We start from the raw sequence: 12,459 nt of genomic DNA, 5'->3' as shown, positions 1-12,459 counted from the left end.
AGGGAATAAGGCCTAAAGACGGCTTTTATTTCTGAGTTCACTAAAGTTAACAACCATGCTTCTCTCATTCACATAGCAATTAGCTAATGAGTGTCCTTTACGTCTCATGATTTTAATTAGAAATGAAAAGGAGGACCCAATTAATCGGAACCCTCTTATGATTATTTCACATCTTTGTAACCGCATGAACGCAGAAATGTCCGCGTGTAACTTTGTCATTAAGCTTGAAGGTTCCGTCGCGATAACCATTAATAATGCCTACTTCAACCGCAGAACTGATATACCCGGAGGAGTTGTGACTTTTCGGTACGTCTGGAAACTTCGTATTCCGCTGTGTGCCGTCCAGTCCGACCGCCTTGCTGACCATAACAGCGACTTCTTCACGAGTTACTATGTCATTGACGCCGTATTTTGAACCGGGTCCGATAACGCCCTGTTCAAGCAAGTGCATAATTTCTTGATAGTGGTGGCGTGTGTTGGCGGGACATCCGCAAATGAATTCGCGAGTGCCACTGAGTAATTAACTTTGACTGTGAAAACCCGTTGGATTATTCAATCAGAATTCCACTTCATTCGACAAAATCACTTTAATTCACAGTATGGTCCAACTGCCCAATTATACCGAGCAACCGCAACTGAGCTTCTAAATGGTCAGGATATTCTGTATTAATTGATTTATCTTCATGCACCCAAAACCTAATAAAGCCTAAAAGATCTAGCGAATTAGCTACCTTATTAACTCTTTGTCTAATTCTAGGGATATCTGGATTAGCCATAGCATACAGGCTTTGTTTGCTACTACTGTTTTTATACTCCATCAGTTTGCCAATTTGATTGTAAGTATGAACTTTAATTTGCCCTTGACCGAAGACCGTGTCAGTATCATGCTTATTTCCATGTGACCCTTTAGATTCTATATAGATTTTCCAACCAAGTTTTTCACCTTGGACATCAACGCCTTGCTGCTGACCTATTAATGGATTAGGGCAATCAAAATCTCTTTGCTTTAGGAATTCCCAAACTGCAAAATTGACAGTATCCTCATTCATTACAAAAGGATCTTTAACTCTCATTTTACTTAACTTTTTGGGCATAACAGTCTCCTTTAGGATTAATTACACCATTTACTATTATAAGAAAATCACTACCTTACTGTCCTCTCGGGAAGGTAAGGAAATGGATAAATCTGAGTCTTCTTTTCACGCTCAAGAAATTAAGCATTGTTCTCTTCTTTGCATTTCACATTGAAAATTTTGTGGAGTTCGAGACTTACTTACGGATTCCGCCAGGCATTAGTTGTTGGAAAAACAGAAACATGATCGCTCCGAGATAAACATGGAACGAAGAAACTGCCCTATTGAAACGCGATAATGTGGCGCCGATGTCGTCGGCATTTAGGACTATCAATAAGGCTATAAGAGGTCCTAACAGCTGCAAACAAAGCAAGGGAAAGTTCTTATACTTGCTGACTGCAAATTTGATTACATAGATGCCTATTGCCGATATGGTCACGACATGCGCCGCCACGGAGATTAGTGTTAGCATATCCATCGTAAAAACGCCCGAACACAAAGCCTTCTAAATGGCCGTTATTGATGAAACTTTCATTATTCACAGAGTAGGTCAAACATCTTCAGGTCGATTGTGTCGTGTTCCAAGGCAAGTTCCCTTTTGGTCATTTCGTCAGCATCCAAGTTGGTATGAACCTTGATTTGTTGCTCAAGGAGTTCCCATTCTTTTTTAGCGTACTCTTTTTGCTCCGGTGTACCATGAACGAGCATCCCGTTTAGCAAAACCGCTTTTTCAAGCAATACAGCTACATCGAACTTTGTCAATCCATTGATCATTGGTTGCATATTGTACAACTCCTTTCATTATCTTCACTCTATGACAATATGAAAATGTGTGCAAAATTCCGGCGGTCATTCGTTTCTTAAAAACTCCAGGATGTAATGGAGGTAGGAATGAATCTGCGTGATCCGATCATTCAGCGATTGGGAGACGATTTTGTAGAACTCCGCCCCTTCTTCCTTCTTTCTGAGCATCCTTACCGTCCTTTGCTCATCTGGCCATTCTCCAACTAATAGACCGGTCTCCTCCATCTCCATTGCAATTTGGTACAGGTAGCCGTTTGATGGCGCCCAACCGAATCGAGCATAAAACAACAAGCCCATTCCACCACCGAAACCGACTGAAAACACTATTAAATAGAAAGCTTGGAGATATAACAATGAAATTAAAATCCTATAATAAGGAACCCCCCCTTTTGGCCTCTTCTTTAATGCTTAAACTCGAAAGTCACAGCTACAGTGCTAGCCGTCGTCGAGTTCTTTTCGCTTGCCCGATAGTATTTGAGCATCAAATCACACACCTACAAAATATTGACCTTCACTAAAATCTGTTCTACAATTAATATAACAAAAAATGAAAATTAGGTGTCACGTATTTTTAGTTTGCCGAAAAGAAATTTTAAAAGTAAAAGGGGGGGCATGTATGTTAATAATAAATAATCTTAGAAAAAGCTTTGGAGCCAACACGATATTACATGGGGTCGATCTGCAAGTTAAAAAAGGAGAGATTCTAGGTTTTGTCGGTGCCAATGGGGCGGGGAAAACCACGACGATCAATTGCATTACAGGCATTTTAGAACAGGATGCCGGACACGTATCGATCAATGGGGTTTCCCAATCGGATTCCCTTCAGTACAAAAAACAATTTTATTATATTCCGGATACCATTCAGGTCTTTCAGAATGTCTCGGGCTATGATTGGATTCAATTCTTGTTGCCTTTATACGAGAAGAGAGACGATGCAAAACTATCTATGTATATCGAACGATTTGGCATGGAGACATCCATTCATAAACCGATGGGGTCCTATTCATATGGAATGCTCCATAAGATGTCGCTCATTGCGGCCTTTACGATCCAGCCGCCGATCCTGATCATGGATGAACCGATGAATGGGTTGGATCCAAATGCCGTTGTAACATTTAAAGATTGTTTACGAGACTATGTGAAAGCAGGAGGAACCGTTTTCTTTTCTACGCATTTGCTGGACGTTGCCGAAAAGATTTGCAACTCGATCACCATTTTGAAGGGCGGCCGGATCATTTTGCATGAAGACATTCACAAACTGATGGCACAAGGTTCCCTTGAATCGATTTTCTTGGAGAAGCAGAAACATGAAGCATAATTATCCATTGCCTTTCTTTTTTGCTTCTTCTGCTTACACGATTCCAAAGCAAGTGATGGTGCGGGTCACGCTCCTGATTGCCCTTGCCTACTTGGCCGTTCAGATAGCGGTCCTGAATGTAGCTATCTATCACATCAGTACATTGCCGGTCTATCTATTTTATAATTTGGCGATTTCTATAGTCCTTGTCTATTTCCTGACGGTATATTTCTCTGTCTCTGTCGTGTTCAGCTACCGTGAATATGAATTAATGGCATCGTTGCCGATTCAGCCGCAACGGATTGTCAGTGCCAAAGTCATGAGCAGTTTACTGCTGCCCCTCCTCCTGACAACCGTTCTTCAAATGCCTGCCTTGATTATATTAGTCTGGGGAATGAAATGGGCGGAGCTTGTAAAAACAATTTTACTGTTGCCGACGTTACTCATCTTTACCGTCCTGTTGCTCCTATTCCTGCTGTCCTTAGTTCAGCTCTGGCGCAGACATTTGACGACAATGGCTTCCTTGCTGTTGAATGGAATCGCTTCGCTCGGGATTGCAGCTGGTTTTATTCTATGGGTGGTCACTAGCTCAAAAGTAAACGTAAAGGTCCTATGGTCAGACATATCCATGGACACGTTTTCTTCTGTAGTCCAATCAATCGATACATTGATGACCCGCATTTATATGGCAGTGGGGCAAGTGCCAGTAGTAAAGCAAATCATCGGAATTTATACTGCTCCAGAAATATCGTTGCGCTTCCTGTTTATGCTCCTCTTGTTCTGGTTGGCTAGTTTTCTGCTGTATCGAGGGGCTGTTCAAAGTATGGCGCTACACTACATGCAGAATGGCAGGAGAGAAATGGGGTCTTCGACATTCAGAAAAGCGAAAGTGTATGCAGGGGATAATGAATGGCGGCGCTATCTTCAGAGGGAACGATGGGTGCTCCAATCCGAATCATATTTTAAGCTACAAGTACTTCTCAGCTTAGTCATGACGCCCGTAATTTCAATATGCTTGCTGCTGTCCGATCGGAAGCAATGGATTCCAATGGATTGGTTGGAAGGCGGGTATGTTGAGATTGTATTTGCGTACATCGTGCTATTTATGAGCTGCATGAATAATACAAGCGGAACTCCCTATTCCTGTGAGGGGAAGTATTATTATTTATTGCAAGGCTTGCCATTCGATCAGAGGAAAATATACCTTTCAAAAGTTTTGGTTTCGTCCATGATTGGAGCCATATCGATCCTTATCAGCTATGCAGTTTTTCTTTTGACTGGTTACGCTACAATGCACTCGCTCCTGCTATTGGCAGTCGTTCTTTTGTTAATGGTCAGTTATAATTTGCTGGCTCCGTTACATGATCGAAAGCATCCATTGACGGAATGGAAAAACCCTTCGGAAGCAGTTAAATCAAATCCGAATGTAATCATTAGTCTTTTATATGGCTTGCCTGTATTGCTGGTCGTTTCTGGGTTGCATTTCAGCTTGCTCTGGATGGCCTTGCCGATTGGCCTTTCAACAGGGATCATTCTTATCGTTATCCTTGTGATTGATTTATTGATTTTGAAGAAGACGGCTGTTTAGTGAAGGGACCGTCAGGTAGGGGTTTACTAGACATAATTTTTTGAATCAAAAAAGCCTGCAACCGATCTTCTTGGTTGCAGGCCATTTCTTATTTTGTATAGTTGTCAAAATACCCTTGAATGAAGACGATAGGCGTTCCTTTGTCTCCACTGCCGGATGTTAAGTCCGAGAGGGAACCGATCAAGTCCGTCAATTTCCGCGGCGTTGTGCCTTGAGCTGCCATGGAGCCGACGAGGTCGGATTCTTTGTTTTGGATGTATTCGGCGATCGCTTTTTTCGCTTCTTCTCCGCGAAGGTTGGCGAATTCGTTGTCTGCCAAATATTTAAGTTTGATTTCGTTTGGCGTTCCGTCGAGTCCTGCTGTGTAAGCTGGAGAAACGACAGGGTCCGCGAGCTCCCAAATCTTGCCGACTGGGTCTTTGAATGCGCCGTCTCCATAAATCATGACTTCCACTGTTTTGCCTGTTTTCTCTTTCAACATCGATTGGATTGTGTCGACGACAGGCTGGCAGTTGCGTGGGAAGAGCTTGACGCTGTCTTCCGTCGATTTGTTGGAGCCGAGCAATCCGTACGCTTCATTATAGCCGCTTCCGTCAATAGATTCGGAGAGGATGTTATCTAAGCTGTAAATCTTTTCTCCGCCATTGGCTTTCAAGATGCGCTTTGTACGGAAACGAGAGTGAATATCACATGTCAGTACATTTTTTGTATAGTCTAAGATTGTTTTTGCATGGTTGGAGAAAATCACTTCACATTCCACGCCATACTCTTCCACAATGGATTTATAATATTCGATGTAATCTACACCGGTAAATGTATGTTTGTTATAACCAAAATGCTCACGGAATTGAGCTTCTGTCAGCACGTCCGTCCATGGGTTGATGCCTTTTTCATCAAGGATATCGATATCGACTAAATGATTGCCGACTTCGTCTGATGGATAGCTGAGCATCAAAACAATTTTTTTAGCTGCCCCTTTTGCAATACCGCGCAAGCAGATCGCAAACCGGTTCCGACTGAGGATCGGGAAAATAACGCCGATTGTCTCATCGCCAAACTTTGATTGAACGTCTTTTGCAATGTGATCGATGGTCGCGTAGTTTCCTTGAGCCCGGGCAACGATCGATTCAGTCACCGTGACGATGTCTCGATCCTGAATTGTGATTCCTTCGACTTCTGCGGCTGTTAATACAGTATCCACTACGATTTCTTCTATCTGATCCCCTTGATTAATAATAGGGCTACGAAGACCTCTTACAACGGTTCCGACTACTCGTTCCACTTAAATCGCTCCTAACGCTTTTTTGATTATCGATCTACTTGTACTATACAACGGCAACTGATATAAGTAAAATTAATATATGTAATAATGGGTATAAGGAGTGGTTATATGGTTTGTAAATTAGATTTGTATCGCATTTTTAGTATCGTCGGCAAGAATCAAAGCTTTTCCAAGGCCGCACGAGTGCTTTTTATGACACAACCGGCAGTGAGCCAGGCGATCATGCAACTCGAAAATGAACTCGGTACGCGGCTGTTCAACCGGACGCCAAAAGGAGTCACGCCTACGACTGAAGGAACCCTTCTTTTGGAGTATGTTAACTCTGCCATCAATTTAATCGAAATCGGTGAAGAAAAGATGGCGGAATTTAAAAATCTTACGACTGGTGAACTTCGGGTCGGGGTTGGTGATACGATATCCAAATATTTTTTACTTCCCAAGCTGGAAGCCTTCCGAAATCGGTATCCGAGCCTTAAGTTAAAAATTGTAAACGGCACGACAGATGAACTGATTGCTTATTTAAAGTCTGGAGAGGTGGATATCGGCATCTGCAATTTACCGATTCACGACGCGTCGCTGCATGTCACGCCCTGTCTTGAAATACATGACACATTTGTCTACGGGGAGAAGTACCAGAAGCTGCTTGCAAGACCGATCGATTTTCAGGAGCTTGCGAAGCTTCCATTGATTTTCTTGGAGCCCAATTCGAATTCACGGAAATATGTCGAGGAATTTTTACTCGCCAAAGGGGTAAAAATCTCACCAGAATTCGAACTCGGTTCCCATGATCTCGTAGTAGAATTTGCGCGGATCAATATGGGGATTGCTTGTGTGACGAAGGAATTTACGGAGGATTATTTAGAGCGAGGAATTCTTCGCGAAGTTCAGTTTACCGAGCAGATTCCCCCACGCAGCATCGGTGTCTGTTCCTTGAAAAGCGTCCCACTTTCTCCGGCATCGACGAAGTTTGTAGAGCTGATTGAGAGAAAATGAGGGATGATAATTTTTTAAAAAAACGAGCAGGCTGGAGAGATTGTTTCTCCAGCCTGTCTTTGAGGACTCAAATTTCAATCAAGAAAGGCAAAATCATCGGCCGTCGCTTTGTCCGGGCATACAGCAATTTTTCTACAGACTTGCGAATGTCGTGCTTGACGTCGTTGCGCTGACGCCGGCTGGAAGGCTGTGCTGCTTGGATGGTTTCTTTTACAAGCCGGTTGACTTCGTCATATAAAGCTTCCGCATCGCGTTCAAATACGAAACCGCGGGACAGGGTGGCCGGTTCGGTAATCAACTGGCCGTCCGTTTTATTAATCGATACAACGATGACGAGCATGCCTTCTTCAGACAGCACTTTCCGATCACGCAAGACGATTTTTCCGACATCCCCGATGCCGAGGCCGTCGACAAACACATTGCCTGCGTCGACTTGTCTCGTCTGTCTGGCAACACCATTTTTAATATCCACGATATCCCCGTTTGAGATAATAAAGATATTTTCTCCATTCACTCCTACCGATTCCGCCAGTTCTTTATGCTTTATGAGCATTCGGTATTCTCCGTGTATGGGAATGAAGTAGGTAGGCTTCAATAAAGTGAGCATCAGTTTCAGCTCTTCCTGAAAGGCGTGACCAGACACGTGAAGACCCGTTGTTCCTCCTGACCCATAAACGACACGGGCTCCTAACCGATAGAAATTGTCAACAATCCGGGAGACGCTTTTTTCATTTCCTGGGATGGGGCTTGAGGAAAAGATGATGGTGTCTCCGGGATGAACCGCTACGTCACGATACGAGGAGCTGGATAAACGGGAAAGGGCCGCCATCGGTTCGCCTTGGCTCCCGGTACAAATGATTGCAACATTCTCTGAAGGCAGACGGTCAATCTCTTTCACATCAATCAATAAATCTTCAGGAATTTGTAAATAGCCAAGTTCCTCGGCTACTCCCACGACATTCACCATACTCCGGCCGACCAACGCAATTTTCCGGTTTGTCATCCGCGCCGCATCAATGATTTGCTGAACACGATGGACATTAGAAGCGAATGTCGAGATGAAAACCTTTTGCTCCGCTTTCCTGAATTCCTCCAAAATCCGCTCGCCGACAATCCGCTCTGATTGAGTGAAACCTGGACGTTCGGCATTGGTGCTTTCGGATAATAAAAGCAGGACACCCTTCTTCCCGATATCCGTAATCTTATGGAAGTCCGCAAACTCATCATGGATCGGCGTCAAATCAAACTTGAAATCCCCCGTATGCACAATCGTGCCTGCCGGTGTCTCGAAGGCGACGCCAACGCAATCGGGAATACTATGATTGATACGGAAGAAGGAGAGATCAATCTCTCCGAGACGAAGTGTTGTTTCCACGTTAATCATTACAAGTTCGGTATCCCTTAGCAGCCCGTGTTCTTTCAGTCTTAATTCAATTAACCCGAGCGTCAATCGGGAAGCATAAACAGGGACATTCAGCTGCTTTAAAAAGTAAGGGATGCCGCCGATATGATCCTCATGTCCATGTGTGACGATCAGTCCGCGTACTTTGTCCCGATGAGCCAGCAAATAAGAGATGTCCTGGATAATCAAATCAACGCCTAATAGTGTTTCATCGGGGAATTTAGATCCGCAATCCACAACAATCATGTCATCTCCATATTGAATGACATACATATTCTTCCCAATTTCATTCACGCCGCCCAGCGCAAACACGGATATCATTTTTTCAGTTGTCTCCACATTAAACCCTCCACTGTAGTTGTACTAGAAAAGGCTGTCCCGCAAGTTGCGTTTGCAACCGGGACAGCCTAATGTGCCTCACTCGAAAGGAGAGGCCGGGGAACTCCGAAAGTAGGATTCGAACCTACGACCTATCGGTTAACAGCCGATTGCTCTACCGCTGAGCTATTCCGGAAAGTTGTACTCTTATCGTGGCCTGTTTTTCACGAACTATACATTCATTTTGAAAAAGTGCCAATGAGAACGTTCCCCTACTATCGTGGACGAAATTCGTGAATCAATACTTTACAAGTGGAGAGTGATTAGCTTTTATTCATGGATAAGGAATCGACCGGGATCGGTTCTTCATTTCCTCCATTTTGCACCTCAGACTCGATGGACTTACCAAGCAAGTAATACTCGGTCTCCTCTTGTGATAGGCTGTTATATTTCTTCCGCATGGCCAGATAGAAAACGGATCCTGTAACGGCCCAAGCCAGCAATAATAAATAGGAAGGCGTCGATAAAGCGGCCGGTGAATTTGGAATGAGCAATAGCGCAAGGAACGATGCACTCGCAATGATACCAACCAGTGCCAATGCCTTCTTCACGGGAGCGATTTCACGTCCGGCTTGTTCTGATTTCCATGCCAGCACCCGATAGGCAGCGATACAGGTGAATAAATAGGCGACAGAAACGCCAGTCGATGACATATCGACGATCCACGTCAATGCCTGTCTGCCAAACCAAGGCATCGGGAGCGTGACCAATGCAACGAACCAAATGCCCCAAACCGGTGTCTGATGCTTTTTAGACATCGAACGGAATCCATTCGGCAATGCCCGCGCTCGTGCCATGGAAAACAGCAGGCGGCTTGAAGACATGAAAAACCCGTTCAGTCCTGTAAAGATTCCCATCATAATGGCGACTGCCATAATGACAAGACCGGCCATGCCGAGTGATGAATAAATGACGTCTCCGGTGAGCCATAAATTGCTTTCTCCAATGCCTGCCGTGCTAGGGAAGGACCATGCGGTCAAACCGATCATAACGGCATAGATGAGAAAGGATGTAAACAGCGAAGCGACAATCAAAATCGTTGCCTTTCGCGGCGAAAATTTAAATTCTTCAGCTGCTTGCGGAACATTATCAAATCCGACATATGCCCATGGTGCAATCGCTACGATGACAAGAATGGATGTCAAAATCGACTGTTTCCCGCTAAATAGCGGTTTCATATTTTCAAGCGGCTGCTCCGAGAATCCATAGGTGAACATTCCAAGCAAGACGACACCTCCGATGAGCAGGACGCTGAAGTAGAACTGAATTCTTCCTGAGACGCTCGTTCCTGTTGAGTTAATGAAAGCAAACAACAGGATGAGCAAGGAAGCGATTAGAACTTCCGGCAAATAGACATCCCATCCTGCAATGGAGTAAAGATAGCCCTGCTTCATAAATCCAGGAGCTAAAAATTTCAACAGCAGTGTGAAAGCGGATGCATTTAACGCAACAATGGACATATAACCGAGCGACAAAAACCAACCGCAAATAAAGGCCCACACTTTCCCTGCGGCGATGAAGGCATACGTAAAGCCGCCCCCCGAAACAGGGAATTTTTTTATCATCACGCCATAACTGGACGCGATGACCATCATGATTAATGCACCGATTAGCAGGCCGAGAATTGCACCGAGCGGCCCTGATTCTTTAATCCAATCCCCTGGTAGAATAAAGGCCCCCCACCCAACTGACGACCCAAGTGCTATTGCAAATACCCATGACGGTTTAAGTGTCTTCTGCAGCTTTTTCCTTCGTGGTGGTTCAGTAGTCTCCATTGGTTGTTCCCCCTAGATAGTTAGATAGGTCTTTCATTCCCTATATCAACATAATGAAACCTATCAACCTACCAGAATGTAATTGACATCACATTTTGCCTGAACGGAAAATACGGTACAGCAAGAATACAAACATGAGCCCCGCGATTATTGAACCAATCTCAATGACGGGCAGATCCCATAATAGATTCCGTTGTCCCGCAATCGAAGAACCGATAATGACACCGACCATGAGAATGCTGAATGACAGCAGGATAATGCTGAAGGATAGGCGATTGCTAATCTGATCGAGCCGATTTAAAAATGTGTGGGTTTGTTTTAGATTAATATCTAGCTGCATTTTGCCCTTTTTTATCGTTCGTGTGATGTCTTTAATATCCTTAGGTAAATGAGTGAGAATTTGATAGTTTTCCATCCACTGTTTAATTGAATCCTGCGCAAAATTCAATGGGTTATATCGTTCTTTCATGAGCTTCTCCCCATACGGTTCGACGGCTTTCATAATGCTGAACTCAGGATCGAGTTCCGAGATGAGCCCTTCTAATGTCAAGATAGCCTTCCCCAATATTGAAATTTCGGATGGGATTTGAATGTGATGATGATAGGCGACCTGAAAAAGCTCCATGAAAATAGCCCCCAAGTGTATTTCATTCAATGACACATCATAATATTTCGTCTGTAACGTATCTAAGTCCCGTTTAAACAAGCGCAAGTCAAGATCATCCGGCAAGATACCCATCTCTTCAAACGTATCGATCATCCCATCCGAATCGCCGTTTCGCATATTGACGATGAGAGAGGCGAAATGGAATTTCAGCTCGTCGGTCAGGCGTCCGACCATGCCGAAATCCATATAAGCAATAATATTTCCCGGACGTATAAAAATATTGCCGGGATGAGGATCGCCGTGGAAAAAACCCATCTCCAGCACTTGATAGAACATCGAATCGACAATCCGCTGGGCGATCAAACCGCGGTCATACCCTTCTGCATCGAGCTGCTGTACATCATTGGCTTTAATGCCATGCAGCATTTCGGCTGTCAGCACTTTATTAGTCGAGTAATCCCAAAAGACAGCGGGTATGCGGATGTCAGGCTGTTCCGCAAACTGTTTGGCGATTCGTTCCCCGTTGCGTCCTTCAATCCGGTAATCCAGTTCGTCGGTCAGGGACGAGGAGAATTCATCGATCATATCACGAAGATGATACGTTTCTGCCCAATCCGTATTGGCTTCCAAAAAACGTGCGAAATCCGCCAAGATGGAAAGATCCGTGTCAACGACAGGCCGGATATTAGGTCGCTGCACTTTAACAGCAACCTGTTCGCCGCTTGGCAGGCGCGCTGCATGCACTTGGCCGATGGAAGCAGTGGCCAATGGCTCTGGATCGAAAGTTGAAAACAATTCCTCGATCGGTGCGTCTAGTTCGTATTCAATAATTTCCTTCACTTGTTCAAAAGGGAAGGGCGCAACATGGTCCTGCAGTTTTGCTAGTTCAATTGAAATTTCGGGTGGCACGAGATCACGCCGGGTACTCGCAATCTGACCGAGTTTAATGAAAGTGGGGCCAAGCTCCTGCAGCGCTTGCCTTAATTTCACTCCGACATCTTGGAGGTTTACCTGATCGATTGGATCTGTGTCCGCTGAATCTTGCTTGGTTAATCCGAGCCTGAAAAGAAAATGGCGAAGGCCATTTTTTACAAAAGCATTGATGATCTCCTGCATCCGCTTGGAATGTCTTAGTTTATTTTTGAACATCCACTATCCCTCCAACTTATCTCAGTTGGTTGTATATACCCCTACAGCAGGTTGCTGACTCCTAAACTCGTTTTAGTGGAATGAAAGAAAATACAGAAATCCATTGCTTTA

12 protein-coding genes and 1 tRNA gene are annotated in these 12,459 nt (G+C 44.3%); 3 read left to right on the top strand and 10 right to left on the bottom strand.

Translation table 11 applies throughout. From position 1 onward, the window contains the following. Window positions 1–166: 166 nt before the first annotated feature. The 5 genes from L7D49_RS05020 to L7D49_RS05000 form a co-directional block, all read right to left on the bottom strand. Window positions 167–445: an S-layer homology domain-containing protein gene (locus tag L7D49_RS05020; RefSeq protein WP_238079728.1), complete on the bottom strand. Its 279-nt coding sequence runs from the start codon at window positions 443–445 to the stop codon at window positions 167–169. 142 nt (window positions 446–587) lie between these two features. Beyond that, window positions 588–1,094: a hypothetical protein gene (locus tag L7D49_RS05015; RefSeq protein WP_238079727.1), complete on the bottom strand. Its 507-nt coding sequence runs from the start codon at window positions 1,092–1,094 to the stop codon at window positions 588–590. Between the two features lie 175 nt (window positions 1,095–1,269). Further along, window positions 1,270–1,551, bottom strand: coding sequence for a hypothetical protein (locus tag L7D49_RS05010; RefSeq protein WP_238079726.1), 282 nt, complete (start codon window positions 1,549–1,551; stop codon window positions 1,270–1,272). 56 nt (window positions 1,552–1,607) lie between these two features. Next, window positions 1,608–1,856: a hypothetical protein gene (locus L7D49_RS05005; RefSeq protein ID WP_238079725.1), complete on the bottom strand. Its 249-nt coding sequence runs from the start codon at window positions 1,854–1,856 to the stop codon at window positions 1,608–1,610. 66 nt (window positions 1,857–1,922) lie between these two features. Next, window positions 1,923–2,231: a hypothetical protein gene (locus L7D49_RS05000; protein ID WP_238079724.1), complete on the bottom strand. Its 309-nt coding sequence runs from the start codon at window positions 2,229–2,231 to the stop codon at window positions 1,923–1,925. 262 nt (window positions 2,232–2,493) lie between these two features. Here L7D49_RS05000 and L7D49_RS04995 point away from each other — a divergent pair, with 262 nt between their 5' ends. Both L7D49_RS04995 and L7D49_RS04990 read left to right on the top strand, forming a co-directional pair. Then, window positions 2,494–3,195, top strand: coding sequence for an ABC transporter ATP-binding protein (locus L7D49_RS04995; protein WP_238079723.1), 702 nt, complete (start codon window positions 2,494–2,496; stop codon window positions 3,193–3,195). After that, window positions 3,185–4,762: a hypothetical protein gene (locus L7D49_RS04990; RefSeq protein WP_238079722.1), complete on the top strand. Its 1,578-nt coding sequence runs from the start codon at window positions 3,185–3,187 to the stop codon at window positions 4,760–4,762. The genes L7D49_RS04995 and L7D49_RS04990 overlap by 11 nt, the downstream gene beginning before the upstream one ends. A gap of 88 nt (window positions 4,763–4,850) precedes the next feature. On the opposite strand, the gene L7D49_RS04985 is transcribed toward L7D49_RS04990, so the two are convergent. Then, window positions 4,851–6,044, bottom strand: a complete 1,194-nt coding sequence (locus L7D49_RS04985) for a coenzyme F420-0:L-glutamate ligase (protein WP_238079721.1) — start codon at window positions 6,042–6,044, stop codon at window positions 4,851–4,853. 108 nt (window positions 6,045–6,152) lie between these two features. On the opposite strand from L7D49_RS04985, the gene L7D49_RS04980 reads away from it, so the two are divergent. Further along, window positions 6,153–7,037: a LysR family transcriptional regulator gene (locus L7D49_RS04980; RefSeq protein WP_238079720.1), complete on the top strand. Its 885-nt coding sequence runs from the start codon at window positions 6,153–6,155 to the stop codon at window positions 7,035–7,037. Between the two features lie 67 nt (window positions 7,038–7,104). Here the strand turns inward: L7D49_RS04980 and L7D49_RS04975 are convergent, their stop codons facing one another. The 4 genes from L7D49_RS04975 to L7D49_RS04960 form a co-directional block, all read right to left on the bottom strand. Beyond that, the gene (locus tag L7D49_RS04975) at window positions 7,105–8,778 is read right to left on the bottom strand and encodes a ribonuclease J (protein WP_418895849.1); all 1,674 of its coding nucleotides are present in this window, start codon (window positions 8,776–8,778) and stop codon (window positions 7,105–7,107) included. Window positions 8,779–8,881: 103 nt separating this feature from the next. Further along, window positions 8,882–8,953 (bottom strand) — tRNA-Asn (locus L7D49_RS04970). A 127-nt stretch (window positions 8,954–9,080) separates the two neighbouring features. Further along, window positions 9,081–10,592 carry an APC family permease gene (locus L7D49_RS04965; RefSeq protein WP_238079719.1) on the bottom strand — a complete coding sequence of 504 codons (1,512 nt, stop codon included), beginning with the start codon at window positions 10,590–10,592 and terminating at the stop codon, window positions 9,081–9,083. Between the two features lie 88 nt (window positions 10,593–10,680). Next, window positions 10,681–12,348: an ABC1 kinase family protein gene (locus tag L7D49_RS04960; RefSeq protein ID WP_238079718.1), complete on the bottom strand. Its 1,668-nt coding sequence runs from the start codon at window positions 12,346–12,348 to the stop codon at window positions 10,681–10,683. Window positions 12,349–12,459 lie beyond the last annotated feature (111 nt).

Source organism: Sporosarcina cyprini (assembly GCF_022048975.1).
Classification (GTDB): domain Bacteria; phylum Bacillota; class Bacilli; order Bacillales_A; family Planococcaceae; genus Sporosarcina; species Sporosarcina cyprini.
Note: the sequence above shows the minus strand (reverse complement) of the source record. Positions and strands in the feature narration are given on the sequence as shown.

Bases quoted from the DNA above. Each gene is read 5' to 3' on its own strand.
- L7D49_RS05005 (WP_238079725.1), bottom strand. From the start codon at position 1,856: ATGCAACCAATGATCAATGGATTGACAAAGTTCGATGTAGCTGTATTG.
- L7D49_RS05015 (WP_238079727.1), bottom strand. From the start codon at position 1,094: ATGCCCAAAAAGTTAAGTAAAATGAGAGTTAAAGATCCTTTTGTAATG.
- L7D49_RS05010 (WP_238079726.1), bottom strand. From the start codon at position 1,551: ATGGATATGCTAACACTAATCTCCGTGGCGGCGCATGTCGTGACCATA.
- L7D49_RS04995 (WP_238079723.1), top strand. From the start codon at position 2,494: ATGTTAATAATAAATAATCTTAGAAAAAGCTTTGGAGCCAACACGATA.
- L7D49_RS04960 (WP_238079718.1), bottom strand. From the start codon at position 12,348: ATGTTCAAAAATAAACTAAGACATTCCAAGCGGATGCAGGAGATCATC.
- L7D49_RS04980 (WP_238079720.1), top strand. From the start codon at position 6,153: ATGGTTTGTAAATTAGATTTGTATCGCATTTTTAGTATCGTCGGCAAG.
- L7D49_RS04990 (WP_238079722.1), top strand. From the start codon at position 3,185: ATGAAGCATAATTATCCATTGCCTTTCTTTTTTGCTTCTTCTGCTTAC.
- L7D49_RS04965 (WP_238079719.1), bottom strand. From the start codon at position 10,592: ATGGAGACTACTGAACCACCACGAAGGAAAAAGCTGCAGAAGACACTT.